The 22,121-nt window shown below is 42.3% G+C and carries 16 protein-coding genes; 6 read left to right on the top strand and 10 right to left on the bottom strand.

The genetic code is table 11. From position 1 onward, the window contains the following. Nucleotides 1–340: 340 nt before the first annotated feature. The 7 genes from RMZ42_RS16730 to RMZ42_RS16760 form a co-directional block, all read right to left on the bottom strand. Entirely contained in the window at nucleotides 341–3,037 is a 2,697-nt protein-coding gene (locus RMZ42_RS16730; protein ID WP_322672434.1) for an MGH1-like glycoside hydrolase domain-containing protein, read from the bottom strand. A gap of 221 nt (nucleotides 3,038–3,258) precedes the next feature. Continuing rightward, complete coding sequence (locus tag RMZ42_RS16735) at nucleotides 3,259–3,714, bottom strand: VOC family protein (RefSeq protein ID WP_322672435.1); 456 nt, start codon at nucleotides 3,712–3,714, stop codon at nucleotides 3,259–3,261. A 34-nt stretch (nucleotides 3,715–3,748) separates the two neighbouring features. Then, nucleotides 3,749–4,750, bottom strand: a complete 1,002-nt coding sequence (locus RMZ42_RS16740) for a glutathione S-transferase family protein (protein WP_322672436.1) — start codon at nucleotides 4,748–4,750, stop codon at nucleotides 3,749–3,751. Between the two features lie 139 nt (nucleotides 4,751–4,889). Further along, a complete protein-coding gene (locus tag RMZ42_RS16745; protein ID WP_322672437.1) occupies nucleotides 4,890–6,941 on the bottom strand; it encodes an amylo-alpha-1,6-glucosidase in 2,052 nt (683 codons plus the stop codon). Nucleotides 6,942–7,126: 185 nt separating this feature from the next. Next, nucleotides 7,127–7,768, bottom strand: coding sequence for a GNAT family N-acetyltransferase (locus RMZ42_RS16750; RefSeq protein WP_322672438.1), 642 nt, complete (start codon nucleotides 7,766–7,768; stop codon nucleotides 7,127–7,129). 200 nt (nucleotides 7,769–7,968) lie between these two features. After that, complete coding sequence (locus tag RMZ42_RS16755) at nucleotides 7,969–8,787, bottom strand: PD-(D/E)XK nuclease family protein (RefSeq protein WP_322672439.1); 819 nt, start codon at nucleotides 8,785–8,787, stop codon at nucleotides 7,969–7,971. A 90-nt stretch (nucleotides 8,788–8,877) separates the two neighbouring features. Continuing rightward, nucleotides 8,878–9,105: a hypothetical protein gene (locus RMZ42_RS16760; RefSeq protein WP_322672440.1), complete on the bottom strand. Its 228-nt coding sequence runs from the start codon at nucleotides 9,103–9,105 to the stop codon at nucleotides 8,878–8,880. A gap of 64 nt (nucleotides 9,106–9,169) precedes the next feature. On the opposite strand from RMZ42_RS16760, the gene RMZ42_RS16765 reads away from it, so the two are divergent. The 6 genes from RMZ42_RS16765 to RMZ42_RS16790 all read left to right on the top strand — a co-directional run bounded on the left by RMZ42_RS16765 (nucleotide 9,170) and on the right by RMZ42_RS16790 (nucleotide 20,155). Further along, entirely contained in the window at nucleotides 9,170–9,367 is a 198-nt protein-coding gene (locus tag RMZ42_RS16765; protein ID WP_322672441.1) for a hypothetical protein, read from the top strand. An 859-nt stretch (nucleotides 9,368–10,226) separates the two neighbouring features. Next, nucleotides 10,227–10,775, top strand: a complete 549-nt coding sequence (locus tag RMZ42_RS16770; protein WP_322672442.1) for a PadR family transcriptional regulator — start codon at nucleotides 10,227–10,229, stop codon at nucleotides 10,773–10,775. 57 nt (nucleotides 10,776–10,832) lie between these two features. After that, complete coding sequence (locus RMZ42_RS16775; protein ID WP_322672443.1) at nucleotides 10,833–14,297, top strand: efflux RND transporter permease subunit; 3,465 nt, start codon at nucleotides 10,833–10,835, stop codon at nucleotides 14,295–14,297. A 329-nt stretch (nucleotides 14,298–14,626) separates the two neighbouring features. Beyond that, nucleotides 14,627–14,827: a hypothetical protein gene (locus tag RMZ42_RS16780; RefSeq protein WP_322672444.1), complete on the top strand. Its 201-nt coding sequence runs from the start codon at nucleotides 14,627–14,629 to the stop codon at nucleotides 14,825–14,827. A 132-nt stretch (nucleotides 14,828–14,959) separates the two neighbouring features. Continuing rightward, nucleotides 14,960–16,312 (top strand): efflux RND transporter periplasmic adaptor subunit, encoded by a 1,353-nt coding sequence (locus RMZ42_RS16785; protein WP_322672445.1) that lies wholly within the window; start codon nucleotides 14,960–14,962, stop codon nucleotides 16,310–16,312. 315 nt (nucleotides 16,313–16,627) lie between these two features. Beyond that, nucleotides 16,628–20,155, top strand: a complete 3,528-nt coding sequence (locus RMZ42_RS16790; RefSeq protein ID WP_322672446.1) for an NB-ARC domain-containing protein — start codon at nucleotides 16,628–16,630, stop codon at nucleotides 20,153–20,155. 63 nt (nucleotides 20,156–20,218) lie between these two features. On the opposite strand, the gene RMZ42_RS16795 is transcribed toward RMZ42_RS16790, so the two are convergent. The 3 genes from RMZ42_RS16795 to RMZ42_RS16805 form a co-directional block, all read right to left on the bottom strand. After that, nucleotides 20,219–20,422 carry a hypothetical protein gene (locus RMZ42_RS16795; RefSeq protein WP_322672447.1) on the bottom strand — a complete coding sequence of 68 codons (204 nt, stop codon included), beginning with the start codon at nucleotides 20,420–20,422 and terminating at the stop codon, nucleotides 20,219–20,221. A 10-nt stretch (nucleotides 20,423–20,432) separates the two neighbouring features. Continuing rightward, the gene (def, locus tag RMZ42_RS16800; protein WP_322672448.1) at nucleotides 20,433–20,996 is read right to left on the bottom strand and encodes a peptide deformylase; all 564 of its coding nucleotides are present in this window, start codon (nucleotides 20,994–20,996) and stop codon (nucleotides 20,433–20,435) included. 627 nt (nucleotides 20,997–21,623) lie between these two features. After that, nucleotides 21,624–21,911, bottom strand: a complete 288-nt coding sequence (locus RMZ42_RS16805) for a Mo-dependent nitrogenase C-terminal domain-containing protein (RefSeq protein ID WP_322672449.1) — start codon at nucleotides 21,909–21,911, stop codon at nucleotides 21,624–21,626. Nucleotides 21,912–22,121: the final 210 nt, after the last annotated feature.

A 22,121-nucleotide genomic window follows, 5' to 3' on the forward strand; every position in this document is an offset into this window, starting at 1 on the left:
CTTGCTGTTAACTGTTACATCTTTAGTTATAGCTGATTTTAACTTACTTCTGTTGCATATCTACAGGGAAAAGTACAGCTATTACCAAAAGATTGCTAAATATTTTTATCTCATCGCCCTCTCAAATCCGCGAATTATTATTTAATAATATAAATGCATTTACTAGTAATTAAATTAATTTATGCTGAGAATTACCTTAAAATTTGTAATACTATTTTTTATATTTCTAGCTTGACTGAACGCAGATATTAAAAGTAAATTTTGCTATTTAACCAGAAAGAATAAAGGCAAATAACAAGTCTTTTGAATGAGGGTGAGGTAGGAGTGGGTTTAGATGTCCTTACCTTATTTTATCCTTCTCTATTTCTGGTTCTTGATGCTGTGCTTCATATTCACCAAATTGCTGGATTAATTTGGCAACTAAACCTGTCCAGCCAGTTTGATGACTAGCACCAATTCCGGCTCCGTTATCACCATGAAAATACTCATAGAATAAAATCAGATTTTGCCAGTGTGGATCGTTTTGAAACTTTTGCATTCCACCATAAACAGGACGTTTACCAAAAGAATTTTGCAAGAAAATTCTGGTTAATCGTTGAGATAATTCTGATGCAATTTCCCAAAGTGTCATCATTTGACCTGAACCTGTCGGACATTCCACTTTGAAATCGTCTCCTAGATAATAATGAAACTTTTGCAGAGATTCAATTAGGATAAAATTTACCGGAAACCAAACGGGGCCGCGCCAGTTAGAGTTACCACCAAATAAACCACTAGTAGATTCAGCCGGTTCATAATCGACTCGAAATTGCGAACCATTAACATCAAAAATATAAGGATTTTCAGCATGAAATCTCGAAAGTGCCCGAATGCCATAAGGGCCAAAAAACTCGCTTTCATCCAGCATTTTTTGCAGAATACTTCTGAGCTTATCTCTAGAAACGATCGCCAGTAATCTCCTCGCACCCACTCCTTTTGTTTCCATACAAGCCACATTTTGCCGCAAATCAGGACGGTTTTGGATGAACCATTCTAATCGCTTTTTAAAACCAGGAAGCAATTTTAAAGTTTCTGGTTCAATAGTTTCAATGGCAAATAGAGGAATTAAACCTACCATTGATCTAACTTTTAAGGTAATTTGCCGTTCGGGTAAATGCAGCACATCATAATAAAATCCATCGGAATCATTCCACAAACTAGCTTCTATTTCGCCGATGTTATTCATAGCATCGGCAATGTAAAGAAAATGCTCAAAGAACTTGGAAGCAATGTCTTCGTAAACAGGATTAGTCTTGGCTAATTCTAAAGCGATCGCTAACATATTTAAACAATACATTCCCATCCAACTCGTACCATCAGATTGGTCAATATGTCCGCCAGTAGGTAAAGCTGCGCTGCGGTCAAATACGCCAATATTATCTAAACCGAGAAATCCACCTTGAAAGACGTTATTACCCTGAGTATCTTTGCGATTTACCCACCAGGTAAAATTGAGCATTAGTTTCTGAAATACCCTTTCTAAAAACTGTCTATCTGTTCGTCCGTAAATCTTCTGCTCAATCTTGTAAATTCGCCAAGTTGCCCAAGCGTGAACAGGTGGATTAACATCACCAAAAGCCCATTCATAAGCAGGAATTTGCCCATTGGGATGCATATACCATTCCCGTGTTAAAACATCCAACTGATACTTAGCAAAATCAGGATCGATCATTGCCAAAGGAATAGTATGAAATGCCAAATCCCAAGCTGCAAACCAAGGATATTCCCACTTATCGGGCATAGAAAGAATATCTTTATTGTAGAGATGAAACCATTCCCGATTTCTCCCTTGTTGCCGTTCTGGAGGTGGTACTGGTGTATTGCGATCGCCTTTCAACCAATCCTCTACAACATAGTGATAATATTGTTTACTCCACAGCATTCCAGCAAATGCTTGTCGTTGCACATTTTGCATATCTTCACTGAGAGGAAATGGTGTAACGCGCTGATAAAATTTATTTGCTTCCTGTTGCCGTTCCCAAAAGATTATATCGAATTCTTTGCCAAATGGCTCAACTAACTTATGTACATCACTCAATCGCAATTTAACGATTTTCGTTTCACCTGCACCAACTGCCAACAAATAATCGGCAGATGCTTTAGTGCCAAATTTATTTGGATTTATTACCTGTTTTTTACCCTGAACAATGTAATCATTAATGCCATCTTTGACATAGGCAGACGAATTAGAATAGCCAAACAATCGCTGATAATTTGTTTCGTTTTCTGTAAAAAGAATTTCGTTTGCTTCTTGACAATACAGCCATCTTTTACCTAAAGTTGGATGAAACGCCTCAATTAAATTAAAGCCATTACCAGATTCGACCTCTTTTAAAGTCGGTTTGTTGATATCTCCATTCCAACACCAAGTATTACGAAACCAGAGAGTAGGTAATAGGTGTAGGGTTTTTGCTTCCGATCCTCGGTTGATTACTTTTATTTGGATGAGAATATCTTCAGCATCATTTTTGGCATATTCGATAAAGACATCAAAGTAACGATTTTCATCAAATATACCTGTATCTAGTAATTCAAATTCTGGCTCTTGGCGATTTCTGCGTTGATTTTCTGCAACCAATTGGGAGTAAGGAAAGGCTTTATGGGGATATTTATAAAGCGCTTTCATATAAGAATGGGTAGGAGTATTGTCTAGATAAAAATAATATTCTTTAACATCTTCCCCATGATTTCCTTCGCTACCAGTTAGACCAAAAAATCTTTCTTTGAGAATAGAATCTTCGCCATTCCAAAGTGCGATCGCAAAACAAAGTCGTTGATGATTATCAGAAATGCCAGCAATGCCATCTTCACCCCAACGGTAGGCGCGAGAACGAGCCTGATCGTGGGTAAAATAGTCCCAGGCTGTACCGTTGTGACTGTAATCTTCGCGCACCGTTCCCCATTGGCGATCGCTTAAATATGGCCCCCATCTGCGCCAATGAGCTTTGTGAGTTAGGGCTTCTGCTAATCTAATTTCTTCTTGGGTTAAAATTGTCATAATATCACCCTATGCATATCTGTATTTTAGTCCAGTTAATTTGCTATCTGGAGTATACTTTTTCTACCTAAGATAGGGCTGAAGTTATAATTAATAATTGATAGTAAAACTGGTATACTAATAAAATTTGCGATCGGACGATCGCAAGTTGAAAATAAGCAGACGAAATCGACACTATTAATTAACTACAAACAGCGAAGGGGACTAACGCTAACTTCAACCTATTGGTTGATAGTCTCTAGATATGGCCGCGGTTGGTGAAAACCCTGGAGTGAAGCATCGACGATGAGGCAAACTTCGATATGCATACCATCAGGATCGGAAAATGATAAGTTAAGTACTGGGCCAAGGTCAGCGATCGCGCCATCACTCACACCTCGATCTATGAGTTTGCGGCGGATAATCTGAAATGCTGATTCTGTTGGAGCATTCAAAGCTAAGTGGTCGATGTGTCCCCGTGCAAACATATCCGGCAATCCAGAACTATGGACATTATTAGGTATCTCTGCTGCGTGAAGCACACTCTGCGATCCAGCCAGCAGAAGTGCGTGACGAAAGGCTGGGGTCGTCTCTTGAAAGATTACTGGCATCTCGAATACATCAGTATAGAAGTCGATAAAGCGGTCGATATCTGCTGTCACCACTGCAACATGGTGGATACCTGATACAAGGCTCATGGTGTTACTCCAGTTAGATTGTGCAATTTCTTTTCTATGAATAGGGAGCGATAACTTCTCTACGAAACGCCTTAGTGAAGCGCTGGCGATCATGCTGTTGGTCAAAATCAACGATCGGCCCCTTCGGCACAATTCGATTTGGATTAATATCAGTCATACTCATGTAATAGCTGCGCTTGGTATAGTCTAGATTGCAAGTCGCTTTGAATGGCTGACGCTGATATAGGTCTAGTAGATAATTCCAGAGATTTGGATAGTCAATAATTCGCCGCAAATTGCATTTAAAGTGACCGTAATACACTGAGTCGAACCGATACAGAGTAACAAACATACAAATATCGGCTTCGGTGAGTTGATTGCCACATAAATACTGCTGCTTGCTCAGAATCACTTCCCATCGATCTAAACTCTCGAAGAGTTCAGTTACCGCATCTTCATAAGCTGCTTGTGAAGTCGCAAAACCAGCGCGATATACACCAGCATTGATTGGCAGATAAACTGCATCAATCGTTTCATCAATCTGATGCTGTAGGTCGCGTGGGTATAAGTCTATTTTTTGTGTTGCCAATTCCCCAAACTCTACATCAAACATCCGCATGATTTCGCGAGATTCGTTATTGACGATTGTTTGAGTTTGCTTATCCCACAACACGGGAACAGTAACTCGTCCTGTGTATTTGGCATTGGCTTTCAGATAAATCTCTTGCAAATATTGAGTGTGATTCACCCAGTCAGGAATAGCTCCCGGTGCTTCAGAAAACATCCATCCCTTGTCGCTCATAATCGGATCGACGATAGAGACTGAGATTACATCATTCAAACCTTTGATTTCTCGCATAATTAAAGTGCGATGCGCCCACGGACAGGCTAAGGAAATGTAGAGGTGATAGCGCCTTGCTTCTGCCTTAAACCCACTAGAACCATCGGCGGTGACGCGATCGCGAAACGTTGTCGCCGTTTCCTTGAACTTACCGCTAGGATCTGATTTATTCCCATTGGTTGTCCATTTGCCTTCGATCATCATTCCTGACGGCATAATTTCCTCCTAACACTAAAACGTGTCTATAAACTTTTGAGGATTACTTCAGCATTACGTCTTTCCTTTTCTGAAGGATGTTAATTTCTTAAAAATTCTTGACAAAATCGACTTTGCAGATAGACCACGGTTTCCCGTATCAACTCGCTGTCGCCAACCAAGCACGCAAAACCTCTGCCACTGTCCACGCTTGGGCAATACATCCCCGTGGAGTCATCGGGGCATCACCATCAAAAATTTCGCTGAGACTGCCAACACCGTGCGCGTTCAGGTGATTAGCCATTGGTTCCAAAAATTGACGAGCCTGTTCGGGATTTTTGTAGACACGCAGGTGTGCTAAGACGAATGGCCCCAACAACCAACCCCAAACCGTTCCCTGATGGTAAGCTCCATCACGTTGATACTGATTGCCACCGTATTTACCCTGAAATTGATGATAATCGGGGGCAAGCGATCGCAATCCATAAGAAGTCAGCAGCGATCGCCCGCAAGCTTCCACCACACCCTTCTGCTGGACAGGTGTGAGCGGACTTTCTGGTAATGACACAGCAAATATTTGGTTAGGACGTAGCAACCCATCATCACCATCAGGACTGTCTAAAACGTCATAGCAATAACCTGTCTCTTCATTCCAGAAGCGAGAAAATCTATACTTTGCCCGCTCTGCCATTGCTTCATACTCTTGGTGTGGTTTCCCAAGCTGACGGGCAAACTTTGCCATTGTCCGTAAAGCATTATACCAGAGGGCATTAACTTCAATCGGTTTGCCAATTCGGGGCGTAACTACCCAATCATCAACTTTGGCATCCATCCAGGTCAGTTGTACGCCTGCAACGCCTGCATAAAGTAAGCCATCGGCGGCATCGAGATGAATATTGTAGCGTGTACCGCGACAGTGCCAATCAATGATGTCTGCAAGTATGGGAAAAAGTTCACTTAGCAAAGTATCATCCTCTGTAGCGCTGTAGTAAGCGCGGACTGCTTCAAAGTACCAAAGTGTGGCATCGACTGTATTATATTCTGGTTGCTCGCCCGCATCGGGAAAGCGATTAGGTAACATTCCCTGGTCTACGTATCTGGCAAAGGTGCGAAGAATTGAGCGTGCTACCTCTGGACGACCAGTGGAAATTGTCAAACCAGGTAAACTAATCATGGTGTCGCGTCCCCAGTCGCTAAACCAGTGATAACCAGCGATGATGGTTTTGCCGTAGGGGTCTTCTGGCAATGAGCGATCGACAATAAACTGGTCAGCAGCTAGTACTAGATGGTCGATCCAGCTAGGTGATTCTTTAATTTTCAGGGGTCGATTAGTTTTCCAAAATCCTGTTAACTTCTGCTCTTGAGCGCGACGTAACTTGAGTGCAGCTTCACCGTTGAGATTTGGTTGTTTTTCTGTGCTGGCTACAAATGCGATCGCTTCCCCAGGATTCAGTGTAACTTCAAAAGTGGCGGCGTGGAGGTGGTCTTCTCGATCTCTCAATCCCCGATAGCGTTCAACTGCCAAGTCAAAGCCATAATACCAATTATGAACAACAGATGTACTAACACGTGAAATGCTGCGTAGCTTGCCGCCGTAGGCATCGCCTTTAGGTGAATCACTCAGTAGATATAGTGGTACAGCACCCGGATAAGCAGTTACACAAATCCCCTGTTCTACCTCCTCAACAGACATCTGCCAACCATTGCTTTGAGTATCGCTGTGATAATCGCGGTAGTTGACTATTGCTTTGAGCCTCAACTTTAGCGGTTGGGTGGCACGACGCAAAGTATACTGAACATAAGTTGTATTAGCGCCTTGTTGCATCCACACCCGTTTTTCTAATAAGGCATCGGCAATAGCAAAACGCCATACAGGAATTGTACCTTCTAGAGAAAAACGTTCAATATGCTGATAACCGTGCGGACTGACAATACCATCTGCCCAACGATTAGTGTCTAGAGAATAAGAGCGAGCCTCCTGCAAAGGAGCTGCGCTAACGCCATACAATACAGTTTCATCTAGTTTTGTCAGCATTAAAGTGCGACCCAAAGGTGGTTTCAATGCTGCTACCAATAGTCCGTGATAGCGGCGAGTCAATAAACCAGCCACAGTCCCAGAAGCGTAACCACCAATACCGTTAGTAACTAACCACTCCCGCGATTCTGCAATGTCAAGATTGCCGCAGATTTCTCGCCCAAATTCTATACACATAAGTCACACCACTTTGCTCTAAATTCAAAATTCACAATCGCCATCATGCTTTTCTCTCTGCGTTTTCTATGCGTCTACGGTTTAAAAGTCATTTATTGAACTACAGAGGCGCAGAGAACACGGAAAAAAGAGGAATTCTTGTCCAAAAATTTTACCCAAATTGAAAGGGCTACTCCTAACTTTTGTTAGATTGGGGATTGATCCTCAGTTATTTGAGATTCACTCACTAGAGGATTGAGGACGACTTCATTTGCTACACTATCAGCTTTACGGGCACGAATTGCTGGACGCGATCGCCTATAACCTGCTCTTTCAGCTTTTTGGTGTTCGTAATCAATCAATCTGCCATAATATTCATGCTTGCTTAAATTCATCGACAAAAAAATATGCTGGCGGATATTACCAAAACCTTTGCGATTAAAAAACTTTAATGCTGAAGTATTGGTGGGGTCAGTGTCTACCAGCATAAACCGCGCCCCATCTTCAATCATCCGAGCGACGACTTTATCAACTAACTTGTCTGCAACTCCCCGACGCTGATATTTTGGACTAACTCCCAGCCATAAAATATATCCATAAGTCCAGGATGCTTTGGTGATGATAGTTCCCAAAACGAATCCTGCTAGTTCCCCGTCTGTTTCAGCCACAAGACAGTATTCTGGATCGGTGTTGTAAAGTCCAATCACTTCCCATTCATCCCAGGTGCGGTATAAATAAGGGTATAAATCGCTGGTAAATAACCCTTCTCCCAAGTGGTAAACGGGAGCAATGTCATCAATTCCTAATTCGCGTACATAAATTGCTTCAGTTTCATCAAAAGTTGACATAAATTTAGAAATTGTGATTTATTTACTATAGATATGTTGTTGAATGAAAAAAAAGAGCATTTACCGAATCTAGCTTTTTAAATCAAAATGCTTTCAAATGTTTTAGAGTTAGAAAAAGGACTTTACATTACTTTTTAATTTTCCACAAGACTCTACAGATATAAGGAATCTGTTTTAGCAACCAAATCCTGCGGATAAAATCAAAGTGAGACTTCTTGAATACTGTCAAAATTTGGCAATGAGTCTTTCACTGCATCTTCAGTCGCTTGGATGCGTAGTTTACCGCCGTAGGCATCGCACCGTTTAGCAAACTGACAATAATCACAGTTTTTGCTACCCTCCACCACTTGGGGAAACTGCTGGTTATTTTGATAATTTTCCAACCAATGAGTTAACTGACTTAATAGTTGATTAAGTTTCTTTCCTGTTTGTGCGTGTTGAGCAGTACTGTAATTAAATTTAATATTTTGCGGTTTGCCCTCAGATTGGACAAACCAATAAGTCATAGAAATCTTTTCTGGCAAATAATCGCTAGTTTCTGCCAAGACATACATATAAAGCCGTGTTTGCCAGTTTGATTCTAACTTGCGTTTATTAGGTGGTTTAGGATAAGTTTTCCAGTCGAGAATTTGCGCTTGTTGGTTATCTGCAATCAATAAATCATAGATAACTGTGAGCAAATAATCCTGAACTTGCAGAGTCCGGTAGTGTTCGCTTTCACGGAAAGTTTGATTATCAGATGCAGCCGTTAAAATTTCTGGTGCTGCATCAGCAAAACCTAGCATCCAGCTTTGCAGTTGAGCATCTGCTTCCAGGAAACTATCAATTGGCAAACCCATTTCTCGCTGCTGCATTAACAAGTGAAAACGACTACCCAAAGTTTGCCGTTCTTCTTGTTCTGGATTTGAGGGAGAATTAAGTTTTTCGAGATAGGTATGTTGAAATTTACGCGGACAAGCTTCTAGTAGGTTAAGTTGTCCTTGAGAGAGTCGCAATAGTTGAGTGGGAGTTGACAGCATTCTTCTATTTTAGAAGTAAATTATAATCTGCAACTCACCTTTGGCAGACTATCTGTAAAAAACAGGTATTTTTTACTGCTTTTACATCTGCTATTTCAACTCGTCTCGATCTACCTCATCGTGGCGATCGTCGGAATGTTTACTTTTTTCTTGAGACTTGATTGAGCCAAAGCTGTAGGCTATAGCTATTTTAACGATGTCAAAATATGCTGGGTGATTAGCTTTGTTAACGATCGCCAAAGAAATTGACCCTGCCACTAAGATGACTAAAAGTGGCGAAAATGTTTCTACTCCAGAGCCGTTGTTGTTGTTAGACATGATACGATCTCCAAGTGAAAAGTTACGAAGCCTTTGGCTGACTTCACTCAGCTAAAGGCTATTTATGGTCAATATGAGCCTTAACCCCAAGACTCGAATATCATGGCGATCGCAAATAGACAGACTAGGAAAATCGCTATCTTCGCAACCCATGACCGGAGACTTGCGGATAAAAGCATCCCAACTATTGCATTTGCCCCAAAAGTGTGAGACACAACAAAGGCTATTCCCAGCCCCAGCAGCCCCAGCAGAAAATATTTGAGTCCTATACAAAACCACCTGAACAACAGATTATCGTTATCTTTGAGACTGGGTTTCATAGTTTTTTTCCTGTTTTGAAAGTTGAATCTAGGTAGCAGTTTGCGCTCCCCCGACCACACTAAAGAAACAGCAAATCTCCACAGTTTTGCTCCTACCAAGTCAAGGTAGACAAAAGTCCTACTCCTGAGTGGAGTGGGAATACCAATCAAAGGTGGTCTTGATATTTGCAGATGATGAAAAATTAAGCTCTTTGATGAATTTCCAGGGCATCTGGATATCAAAAATTAGGCGCTCAATGCGCGTAATTGCATAGAAGGCGTACTACGCACATTGAACCCTCGAAATTCCTACAGGTAACTTGTATACAAATTGCCTGTTTCAGAATTTACAGCTCCAGTCTTTGCCTTTATGTCTTACTCACTAAGTTCCTTTTAATTCACCCTTAACCTACTAGGTTACCGCGGTTTCTACTACTAACTATAAAGTCACTTAGTTTCTAAGTCAAGTAACTATGAGTAACTAAGTTACTTACTCAAACTGTAGAGAAAATTATTTAAACAGCTGGGTATTGGGGACTGGGGACTGGGAAAAAGTTTTTTAAAATTTGGTGGTGAGAAAAAGCCCCCACCATAATTTTTCGATTTGACACCCAATCCCTAATCCCTAATCCCCAGTCCCCAGTCCCTTTTACCTACCTATTGTGAGGTGCGCATCTCACTCGCTCGTAACTAGCCCACAGGTAACTTATGCGGCTTGGCCTTTACGGTATGACAGAGAATGCTGACAATTGAACCTTGGGTACTTGGCTAAAAAAGCTCAATTTGATATTGTTGATCGACATATCAGATTGATATATCAAAATGCTGAAGTTGGCGGTATTAGGTTTATTACAGCGAGAACCATTAAACGGTTATCGGCTCAAACAGCAACTAGAGATGTTTATGAGTTGCAGTATTTGTGTCAACTATGGCGCGATTTATCCTTTGCTGAAGCGCATGGAAGAACAAGGTGAAGTGATTTTATGTGCAGAACAAGGAGAAGAAAGTGGGCAGTGTGGAAAGGTATATGAGATTACACCCCTCGGCAAAAACACTTGGTATCAAGAGATGTTGGCATATCCTCATGAAAGTTGGGTGAATATGCGATCGCGATTTCTAATCAAATTTTTTTTCTTTGGTCATTTATTACCTGAAGAACGAGTGCGGTTAATTGAACATCGATTGATGTCATGTCAGTTACGCCTTGCAGAGAAAAAAGCACTGGAAGTTACTGATGATTTATATCAAGGGAAAGTGCGAAGGCGTGCGGTTGAAGTCATCAAATCAGAAATTGAGTGGCTAGTTGAGCAACTCCAAACAGAACAACTTCAATTAGCTCAAACGCCAACCTCAATCAAGAGTGATGAGTGATGAGTGATGAGTAAAACAGCCATAACACCAAAAACTTTTGAAGTATCCTAACTAATTATGTGGATCGTCAAAATTGCTTTACGTCTTCCGTATACATTCGCGATCGCAGCTTTGATGATTGTGATTCTGGGTGTAGTGACGATATTTAGTACACCAGTTGACATTTTTCCTGCAATTAACATTCCGGTTGTCAGCGTAGTTTGGACTTACACTGGAACCACATCTGAGGAAATGGCACAGCGGATCGTCACCATTAGCGAACGCGCCATGACAACAACTGTTGGTGACATCGAACATATTGAGTCTCAATCTTTAAGTGGTGTTAGCGTCGTCAAGGTTTTTTTCCAACCCAACGCTAATATCGCCTCCGCAGTCGCTCAAATTACCTCCGTCAGCCAAACAATTCTCCGCCCTTTGCCACCTGGGATTACACCGCCATTCATCATTCAATACAACGCTTCTTCGGTGCCGATTATCCAGATGAGTGTCAGTAGCAAAACCTTGCCGGAAGAAGCACTCTTCGACTATGCTACCAACTTCGTTCGCACCCAATTAGCAACAGTGCAAGGAGCGAGTATACCTCTGCCCTATGGTGGTAAACCTCGGCAAATTATGGTTGATATCGATCCCCAAGCGATGTTGGCTAATGGCATTTCTGCCCAAGATGTGACTAATGCTGTCAGTGCCCAAAATCTGGTTTTGCCGGCAGGAGATATGAAAATAGGCGATCGCGACTTCGCCGTACAAATCAACAATAGTCCAAATGTGGTGGCAGCCCTCAATGACTTGCCAATTAAGCAAGTTAATGGTACTGTCATTTCCATTCGTGATGTCGCGCAGGTAAGAGATGGCTTTGGTGTGCAATCGAACATTGTACGTCAGAATGGGAGGCGATCGAGCTTACTTAGTATTCTTAAAAGTGGCAATGCCTCAACCATTGATGTGATCGAGCGAGTCAAAAAAACTTTGCCTCGCATCCAATCCACCTTGCCCCCAGAACTGAATTTATCATTTTTGTTCGATCAATCTATATTTGTGAAAGCTTCTATCGAAGGCGTTCTTAAAGAAGGATTGATTGCCGGGTGTCTCACTGCGTTGATGATTTTAATTTTCCTGGGAAGTTGGCGCAGCACTTTAATTGTAGCCGTATCGATTCCTCTCTCGATGCTAGTTTCAATTATTGTGATGAGTCGTTTGGGACAAACTTTCAACATCATGACTTTAGGTGGTTTGTCCTTAGCTGTTGGGATTCTGGTAGATGATGCCACAGTCGAAATTGAAAATATCCACCGAAATCTCGGACAAGGTAAACCCATCAAGCGAGCAATTTTAGATGGGGCACAGCAAATCGCTACTCCAGCACTTGTAGCAACATTATGTATTTGTATTGTCTTTGTGCCGGTCGTGTTTCTCAGTGGAGTAGCAAAGTACCTATTTGTCCCCCTAGCGATGGCGGTAGTATTTGGGATGCTTGCTTCTTATGTGCTATCTCGGACTGTAGTCCCGACAATGGCAAGCTATCTTTTACCATCCGAAGCAGACTGGCATAGAGAAAACGAGGAGCATAATGGTAATAACAACCATCATCTAGATTCACCAGTTCAAAATAATAATGGTAACAACAGCCATTATATAGATTCGCCAGTTCAAAATAACAATGGTCACGGCGATCGCCACAGCCATTCGCTAGTCGAAATCCATGATAATCGCGATCGCCACACCCATTCGCCAGTCCAAAATAATAATGGTCACGATAACCACCACCAAACAGAAGAGGCAGCAACGACAACTGCCAAATCTGTGAAGAAAGATTGGATATGGCGGCTACACGAAAAGTTTAACCGACAATTTGAGAAATTTCGCAGTTGGTACTACAACGTCCTAGCCTCAGCATTAAGTCACCGCCGCATAGTCTTTGTGCTATTTGGTGCTTTTATCGTCAGTGCAGGAGTTTTGTTGCCATTCGTCGGTCAAGACTTTTTCCCGGAAGTCGATGGCGGTCAGTTTAGCCTCCATGTTCGAGCCTTACCTGGTACTCGTTTGGAAGAGACAGAAAAAATTGTCAGCCAAGTTGAAGGCGTTATCCGCCAAACTGTACCGAAGGATAATCTCGCTCTAATTCTGGATAACATCGGCTTACCCACCAGTGGCATTAACCTTACTTATGGCTACAACGGCGCGACAATTGGACAGGCTGATGCTGATATTCTTGTCTCCCTAAAAGAATCTGGTGAAACTTTTTCTTACGTCAAGGAACTCCGCCAGAAATTGAAAGCGACATTTCCCAGCTACACCTTCTTTTTTGAGCCGGCTGATATTGTGACTCAAATTCTCAATTTCGGTTTGCCTGCTGCTGTTGATGTGCAAATATCTGGCCCTCTGAAAAACTCAAAGGGCAACTTTGAAATTGCCCAACAAATCGCCGCGCGGATGACGCGCATTCCTGGGGCTGTAGATGTACATCTTCAACAAGTTGTCGATGCTCCCAAATTACGTCTTGATGTCGATCGCACCGAGGCTCAACAATTGGGTATGACCCAGCGTGATGTTGCCAATAGCGTCCTCACTTCCTTAAGTTCAAGCGGTCAAGCTGCAATCAACCAATGGCTAGATCCCAAAAAAGGCGTGAGTTACACCCTGGCTGTACAAGTTCCCCAATATAAACTTGACTCTATTGATAGTCTGAAAAATACGCCAGTTGGCAACGGTCAAACTACACCCCAACTTTTAGGTAACTTAGCTAGTGTCAAACGCGACACAGTGATGCAAGTTGTGAATCACTACAACATTCAGCCAGTTTTCGATATCTACGCTAACGCCTCTGGTCGCGATCTGGGGGGAGTTGCCGGCGATGTCAATCGAATTATCGCTGATTATCAGAAAAAATTGCCTAAGGGAAGTCAGATTAATGTCCGAGGGCAAGTGCAAACGATGAACTCTTCCTTTCTGGGGCTTGGTTTAGGACTTGTGTTTGCAATTGTGTTGGTTTACTGCTTAATGGTAGTGAACTTCCAATCTTGGCTCGATCCCCTGATTATTATGATGGCGCTGCCAAGTGCCTTAGCAGGGATCGTTTGGATGCTGTTTGTCACCCGCACCACTCTAAGCGTCCCTTCGTTAATGGGTGCAATTATGAGTATAGGTGTGGCAACATCGAACAGTATTTTAATGATTACTTTTGCGAATGAGCAACGTGTAGAAGGGGAAAATGCCTATAAAGCAGCCCTAGCGGCAGGTTATACAAGGTTGCGTCCGGTGTTGATGACTGCCTTAGCCATGCTGATCGGGATGGTGCCAATGTCTCTAGGTCTTGGTGAAGGTGGCGAACAGAATGCACCCTTGGGTCGCGCCGTAATTGGCGGCTTGTCAGCTGCAACAGTCGCTACTCTCATCTTTGTACCTGTTGTATACAGCATTATGCGGCGTCAACCACCTCGTCTTATTGATGAGGATGATGACGATTTAAATTTCTCCGATTCACGGACAGCATATTCGTTGTCATCATCTCAAGGCAAGTCATAGACATATTTTAGGAGCTACGGTGTACACATAAATCTTTTAAAGTTAACGTGAGTTCGACGAGTGCTATTTTGACCTCTCCCCCAGCCCCTCTCCTTGGAGGAGCTACGGTGTACACACAAGTCTTAAATAGCTGAAAAACCCAAGGTTTTACCCCACCCTAACCCTCCCCGTATGTAAAGGGGAGGGAACAAAATATCTGATTTCCCCCTTTTATAAGGGGGGATTAAGGGGGGTAATTCGACTTGTGTGTACACCGTAGCCTTTTAGGAGAGGGAGAGGTTTGTCGAACTCACGTTAAAGTTACTACGTAACGTAGGGAAGATTAATTTTTGCAGATCAATGCAACAAAGGTGCAGGTCAATGCAATAAAGGTGCAGGTCAATGCAATAAAGGTGCAGGTCAATGCAACAAAGGTGCAGGTCAATGCAACAAAGGTGCAAGTCGATGCAATCAAAGGTGCAAGCCAATGCAATAAAGGTGCAAGTCGATGCAATAAAGGTGCAAGTCAAAAACTTGTGTGTACATCGTAGCGGAAAGGGTTTTTTCTAAGCTGCTTTCCCCTTTACCCCTTACCTGAATGGCACTTCTGCAAGAAGTCTAATAATGGTAATGACTCTAGCTGCTAAATTTCTGCAAATTAGATAATACAGGACAGTTTACCTATGGATTCTCAGCATCGTCCATCTCCTGATTCTGAACAACAAACGACTTCTAGAAAACACAGGCGCGGTATCGGTGGTATTGGTTGGGCTATAATTGGTGCTGTTTTTTTTGGTAGCCTACTGGCGATAGGTATTCTACCCCGGTTAAGCCAAAAGTCGGAATTACAAGCAGCAGTCAAGGAAGCAAGCACAGTACCCTCTGTTAACGTAATCGCTCCCCGTCGCGCTACTGGTGCTACCAAATTGGAATTACCTGGTAGTGTTGTAGCCCAGAATCAAACGACCATCTACGCTCGCAGTACTGGGTATTTACGGCGGTGGTATGCAGATATTGGCGATCGCGTCCGAGCCGGTCAGTTGTTGGCAGAAATTGATTCACCAGACACCGATCAGCAAGTTCTGCAAGCGAAGGCAGAGGTAGTGCAAGCACAAGCGAATGTATCTCAAACTCGTGCTAATTTAGCTAAAAGTGTTTCCGATTTGAAGCAAGCCCGCGCTAATTTATTGATCGCACGTCAGAGTTGGGAGCGCTGGCAAGTTCTTGTCAAACAAGGTGCAGTACCTCAACAAGATGCAGATACAAAATATGCTACATATCAAGCTAATCTTGCCAGCGTTGAGGCAGCACAAAACACTATTAATTCTGATTCTGCCAACATCAAAGCAGCACAAGCTAACGCCTACGCAAGTCAAGCAAACTTCCAGCGTAATACTGTTTTGCAGTCTTATAAGAAAGTCACTGCTCCTTTTGCCGGAGTGATTACTGCACGTAATGTCAATACAGGTGTTTTAATTTCAGCAGGTAATGGCAACACCAGTAGCAGTACCAGCAACACTAACACTAGCAATAGCAGCCTTTATACGATTGCTGCTTATGACAATCTAAAGGTAAATGTGAGTGTTCCCCAAAGTTTATCACAGTCACTTCAAACTGGACAAACAGCACAAATTACAGTCAAAGAGTTACCCCAACGAGTGTTTACGGGTAAAGTAGTGCGTACTAGCAACGCTATAGACCCAACTACTCGTACTTTGCTGACACAATTAGAAGTACACAATTCAGACGCGACGCTGCGACCTGGGATGTATGCCAATGTCAGATTTGCCATTAACCGCACTAATCCTCCTTTTGTTGTGCCGGATAGTGCCTTAGTTGTTAATGCCGGAGGTACGCAGGTAGCAACTGTAACCAAAGACCATACAGTGCATTATCAAAAAGTGGCCGTTGGGCGAGATTATGGTACTGAAGTAGAAATTACATCAGGTCTGACAGGAAATGAATCGCTCATTGCCACTCCTACGGTTGATGAGACAGAGGGTTTGCGCGTGCAGCCAGTTGCAGAAAAAAAGTAGACTCAATAGACCTCTTGCAAAAGTCCCCTAACACCCCACCCCCAACCCCTCCCCGCCGGCGGGGAGGGGAGAATTTGACGTAAGTCAAAGGCGGGGTGGGGTTCTTTTTTTTGATTTATGCAAGAAGTCTAATGTATTTAATTCAGGAGTGCTGTTAGCGGTAGCGGGGCGTTGAGCCAGTACAATTATTACTTTTTTTACTCAGCACTCAGCACTGTTTAGGTGAGGTACACTAAACTCATCGGCGCGATCGCGCACCCAATGTTATCTCACTATGTGAGATAACATTGTTTTGTAATATGTCTTTGTGTGAGTATGAGTGTCATTCCCGAAAACGTTCTTTTGGCTTTAGCCGAAAAACGGTGCTTGTCTAACAGCGAGATCGAAGTGTTTTTATATGCTGTTGAGGGACAATCGCCAAATGCGATCGCGAAAGAATTGGCAATCAGTGCCGAAGCAGTACGCAAAAGATTAAGTGAAGTCTACAAGAAATTTAATGTTACTGGTAGCGGCCCAGGTAAGCTCACTAAGTTACAGCAAGTTATAGAATCTGAGTATCAAGCATCTTCACAGACTGAGAAATCCATTACCCAAAACCGTCAAGATTGGGGTGAAGCGCCTGGTGTCTGCTTTTTTCGGGGACGCATAGCAGAATTGTCTCAGCTAGCGCAGTGGCTCATTAAGGATAACTGCCAACTAGTGGCAATATTGGGAATGGGGGGAATCGGCAAAACTGCTTTATCTGTGAAACTGGCAAAGGAAGTTCAGGATAATTTTGAGTATTTGATTTGGCGAAGTCTCCGCAATGCGCCACCCGTCGCAGAGATGTTGGCAAGCCTAATCGGATTTTTATCTGATGAGAGGGAAACAAATTTGCCAGAAAGCGTAGATGGTAAAGTAACGCTGCTGATTCATTATTTACGAGAGCATCGTTGTCTTGTGGTATTTGACAATACAGAAACAATTTTACAATCAGGCGATCGCGCCGGACAATATAAACAAGAATACGAAGATTATGGTCAACTACTTAGGCGGGTAGGGGAAGAACCGCATCAAAGCTGCTTGGTGCTGACATCTCGTGAAAAACCAAAAGAATTTGCTTCTTTAGAAGGAGAAGCATCACCAGTCAGAACATTATCGTTACTCGGCTTAGGAGAAACAGAAGGGCAAGAAATTCTCCAAGATAAAGGGTTATTTGGCTCACAACAGGAATGGGCCAAGCTAGTTGAGAAGTATTCAGGTAATCCTTTAGCGTTAAAACTAGTTTCTGAGCCTATTCGGGAGTTATTTGGTGGTGATATCGCTGCTTTTCTAGCTGAAGGTGAGATCATTTTTGGTGACACTCGAAATTTACTAGACCAGCAATTTGAGCGCTTGTCAGAGATCGAAAAAGAAATCATTTATTGGTTAGCAATCAAGCGCGAGTTAGTTTCTCTCGACGAATTGCTCAATGATATTGTGCGTCCCTTGACCAAAAGGGAAGTGATGGAAGCGCTAGAATCTCTACGACGGCGATCGCTAATTGAACAAAGAACAGCACTTTTCACCCTCCAATCTGTGGTCATGGAATATATCACCGACCAACTGATTGAACAGATTTGTGACGAAATTACCACTCGTAATATTAGACTATTTATCAGCCATGCTTTAATGGAAGCGACGGCCAAAGATTATATTAGAAACACTCAGATTACCCTGATTATTAAACCAATTATAGATAGGTTATCAACTATTTTTAGATATGCTAAAAATATTGAACATCATCTATATCAAATTTTATTGTCCCTGCGACAGGTTCCCCAAATAGCAGGATATGCAGGTGGAAATCTGTTAAATATTCTTTCTCAATTACAAACTGATTTTAGCGGCTATGATTTTTCAAATCTGACCATTTGGCAAGCATATTTACAAAGTGTGAATTTGCATCGGGTAAATTTTGCCAATAGCGATTTAGCTAAATGCGTTTTTGCCGAAACATTAGTTAGTGTTTCGTCAGTAGCATTTAGCCCGAATGGAAAACTTTTGGCTACGGGTGATGCTGATGGCAAGACTTACTTGTGGCAAGTTGACGATGGAAAGCTACTGTTTACCTGTATTGGACATAGCAGTTGGGTAAAATCAGTTGCTTTCAGTCCCGATGGTCAAACTTTAGCTAGTGGCAGTGATGACCAAACCGTGAAATTATGGGATCTTCGTGATGGTAAATGCCTGAAAACCTTGCAGGGACATAGTAATTGGGTCAGGTCAGTTGCCTTTAGTCCCGATGGTCAAACTTTAGCTAGTGGCAGTGAAGACCAAACAGTAAAGTTATGGAATGTCCACATCGGCAAATGTCTGATAACTTTGCAGGGGAATACCAATCGAATTATGTCAGTTGCCTTCAGTCCCGATGGTCAAACTTTAGCTAGTTGCAGTGAAAAGCAAACAGTGAAGTTGTGGGATGTTCGTGATGGTAAATGCCTGAAAATTTTGCAGGGACATAGCAGTTGGGTAAGGTCAGTTGCTTTTAGTCCCGATGGTGAAACTTTAGCTACTGGCAGTGACGACCAAACCGTTAAATTATGGGATGTTCGTGATGGTAAATGTCTGAAAACCTTACAGGGACATACTAATCGGGTTTGGTCGGTTGCCTTTAGTCCCGATGGTCAAACTTTAGCTAGCGGTGGCGACGACCCAACAGTAAAGTTATGGGATCTTCGTGATGGTAAATGTCTGAAAACCTTGCAGGGGCATACCAATCGGGTCAGGTCAGTTGCTTTCAGTCCCGATGGTGAAACTTTAGCTAGTGGTAGTGAAAACCAAACAGTGAAGTTATGGAATGTCCAGGATGGTAAATCTTTGACAACCTTGCAGGGACATAGCAATCGAGTCAGGTCAGTTACCTTCAGCCCCGATGGTCAAATTTTAGCTAGCGGCAGTGAAAAGCAAACAGTGAAATTATGGGATGTCCGTAACGATAAGTTTCTCAAAATTTTGGAGGGGCATAACAGTTGGGTACGGTCAATTGCCTTCAGTCCTGATGGTCAAATTTTAGCTAGCGGCAGTGAAAAGCAAACAATTAAATTATGGGATGTTCAGACGGGACAATGCCTGAAAAAATTGCAGGAACATACCAATAGAATTAGATCGGTTGCTTTTAGTCCGAATGGTCAAATTTTAGCTAGCGGCAGTGACGACCAAACAGTGAAATTATGGGATGTTCACACCGGAAAATGTCTTCAAACCTTGAAAGGGCATACCAGTTGGGTAAGATCGGTTGCCTTTAGTCCTGATGGTCAAACTTTAGCTAGTGGCAGTGAAAACCAAAGAGTGAGGTTATGGGATATTTATACAGGAGAATGCATCCAAGTTTTGGAAGGACATAGCAATCGGATCAGATCGGTTACTTTCAGCCCAGATGGTCAGACTTTAGCTAGTGGCAGTGATGACCAAACAGTGAAATTATGGGATGTTTTCATGGGCAAGTGCTTGACAACTTTGCAAGAACATACTAATCGAATCTGGTCAGTTGTCTTTAGTCCCGATGGTCAGACTTTAGCTAGTGCCAGTGAAGACCAAACGATAAAATTATGGGATGTCCATAATGGCAAGTGCCTGAAAACTTTGCAAGGGGCTAATTGGGTAAAGTCAGTTGCTTTTAGTCCCGATGGTCAAACTCTGATTTGTGGTAGCCAAGATGAGACAATCAAGCTTTGGGATATATCGACGGGTGAGTGTGTAAGAACACTGCGATCGCCACGACCCTACGAAAAAATGAATATCACCGGGGTTACAGGGTTAACCGCAGCGCAGTTAGTGACGCTAAAAGCTTTAGGGGCAGTGCAAAATGGAGAGCAAAAATAAAAGGTAAAAGAATGAACTTTGCCTTTTTGCTTCATCCTTTTACCTTTTTTATGTACCTGATGCTTATTTCATGTTAGCCCTTGCATCCTTAACTGCGGCAAAGAAAAATAATCCTGTAAGTGGAATGCTTAATACCAGGATAATTGCCGTGGCTGTAAAACCAAAATCTGGTTGTCCGTAACCGAGTTCAAAAACCGAACCGACAGCTGCGATCGCACTTACACAAGAACCACCCAGAAATAAACTACTTTTTGGAGTTAAATACACTACTGCCCCCCTATGCTATTGGTTTCACCGCTTGATACGAGAAGCCATTCTTAGATAGCTCCTGGGCTAAAGTCAAGGAGTTTTCTACACGGTCTACAAATACCACGCCGTTAAGGTGATCCATCTCGTGCTGAATGCAGCGTCCCAGAAGGTCATTAGCCTTTAATGTTCGAGGACGACCGTATTCGTCTTTATAGGCGATTTCTACGACTTCGGGGCGCTTTACGTCTAAATATACGTTGGGAATGCTCAAGCAGCCTTCTTGGGCAACAGAGATGTCGCGGCTGACTTGTTTAATGGTGGGGTTAATCAAGACCAAAGGCTGATTAGCTGCGTTCTCTGGTTCCAGGTCGATGACAACTAGTTGTTTGTGAATTCCCACTTGGGGTGCAGCCAAACCAATGCCATCTTTGCTGTACATAGTTTGCAGCATTTCGCGCACTATTTGGCGAAGTTCGTCATCAACTTTAGAAATCCGCTTTGCAGCTTGACGCAGCACGCGATCGCCTAAATAATGAAGCTCCAAAGGTGGATTTTTTAACTTTTTTTTCTCGACAGCAATTTCAGAGGGCATGAGTCTCGATGGCTAGATGGTGAAAATTCCTACTATTTTCATTCTATCAATCTCAGTTAGAGGATGTTTAAAAAGTCCTGCACTATACCAAAAACCCATCTGCCATTCCTCTTTTTGTTTGCTTAACGGCAGACTGATGCCAAGAGTGAGAGGCTGTGAAACCCTTATTTTATCGTCAGTAAGGTTTGCTAAGGGTTAGGTCTCCGAGGTTCTATTGTTAGCAATAATACTTTTTAAATATCCCCTTAGACGTAGTAGCAATCTCCAAAATAATTATTGTGAAGTCACGTTGCACCAATACTTGCAGCGATCCTTTTATCAAGGCTGACATCATTAAACAGTACTTTTAAATGTGAAATCGATTATCATAGCAATTCTCTATGAAGATGCGCCTAATTATTTTGGGACATAGCGAATTATCTTCAAAAAACCTCCGTGTACCTTTGCGCTAACCTCTGCGTACCTTTGCGTTGAAAAAAAGCTAGGATTTGGCGCAGCTTTACAAAGAAACGGGATCAATCGTTTATCAGCCTATTTCTGACGCTTTGATTGCAACTAGGATTCCTATACAATTTTTCTTAGTAAAAAGATTTCTCTAATCAATTTTTTATTGAGAGAAACCTATGTTTAACAATATTTTCTCGCATCTTCACCACATTCATTAACTAAATATAATAAACACTTAAAACGAAGACCAACTATCTGTTCATAAAGGGGGTTTAATTTACACATAGGTGGAATGCGAAGTAAAGTCCGACCGAAAACTTTAACAGTTCTTTCAAAAGGGCAATTGGAAGGAATTATTTTGCACAATAGTCTGGCTAGATTAGAATTATGTATTTCTACGGACTCAAGCCGATCGCGGATCTGGTTTAATAAGCTATTGTCCAAATTGGCTTTGTTTAAGAAGTTCATAACTCAACTTTCCTTTAATTAATCTGTTGCTCCTATAAAATTACTCCGATATTCAGAGAAAAACATAGTATAAATACCAAAGTATTTTCCCACTTTTTGAGGTCAAGTTTAAATAACAGTAAAATTGCTGAGAAACCAGAACAGCTAGCCAATTATTATCAATAACTGTTAGAGGCAATAGTGAGTATATCTGTGGCAAATAGCATGAAG

The sequence above is a fragment of the Nostoc sp. DedQUE05 genome (assembly GCF_034530955.1).
Lineage (GTDB): Bacteria > Cyanobacteriota > Cyanobacteriia > Cyanobacteriales > Nostocaceae > Nostoc.

Coding starts and splice junctions, on each gene's coding strand:
- RMZ42_RS16730 (WP_322672434.1), bottom strand. CDS start 3,037: ATGACAATTTTAACCCAAGAAGAAATTAGATTAGCAGAAGCCCTAACT.
- RMZ42_RS16735 (WP_322672435.1), bottom strand. CDS start 3,714: ATGAGCCTTGTATCAGGTATCCACCATGTTGCAGTGGTGACAGCAGAT.
- RMZ42_RS16740 (WP_322672436.1), bottom strand. CDS start 4,750: ATGCCGTCAGGAATGATGATCGAAGGCAAATGGACAACCAATGGGAAT.
- RMZ42_RS16745 (WP_322672437.1), bottom strand. CDS start 6,941: ATGTGTATAGAATTTGGGCGAGAAATCTGCGGCAATCTTGACATTGCA.
- RMZ42_RS16750 (WP_322672438.1), bottom strand. CDS start 7,768: ATGTCAACTTTTGATGAAACTGAAGCAATTTATGTACGCGAATTAGGA.
- RMZ42_RS16755 (WP_322672439.1), bottom strand. CDS start 8,787: ATGCTGTCAACTCCCACTCAACTATTGCGACTCTCTCAAGGACAACTT.
- RMZ42_RS16760 (WP_322672440.1), bottom strand. CDS start 9,105: ATGTCTAACAACAACAACGGCTCTGGAGTAGAAACATTTTCGCCACTT.
- RMZ42_RS16765 (WP_322672441.1), top strand. CDS start 9,170: ATGGTCAATATGAGCCTTAACCCCAAGACTCGAATATCATGGCGATCG.
- RMZ42_RS16770 (WP_322672442.1), top strand. CDS start 10,227: ATGCTGAAGTTGGCGGTATTAGGTTTATTACAGCGAGAACCATTAAAC.
- RMZ42_RS16775 (WP_322672443.1), top strand. CDS start 10,833: ATGTGGATCGTCAAAATTGCTTTACGTCTTCCGTATACATTCGCGATC.
- RMZ42_RS16785 (WP_322672445.1), top strand. CDS start 14,960: ATGGATTCTCAGCATCGTCCATCTCCTGATTCTGAACAACAAACGACT.
- RMZ42_RS16790 (WP_322672446.1), top strand. CDS start 16,628: ATGAGTGTCATTCCCGAAAACGTTCTTTTGGCTTTAGCCGAAAAACGG.
- def (WP_322672448.1), bottom strand. CDS start 20,996: ATGCCCTCTGAAATTGCTGTCGAGAAAAAAAAGTTAAAAAATCCACCT.
- RMZ42_RS16805 (WP_322672449.1), bottom strand. CDS start 21,911: ATGAACTTCTTAAACAAAGCCAATTTGGACAATAGCTTATTAAACCAG.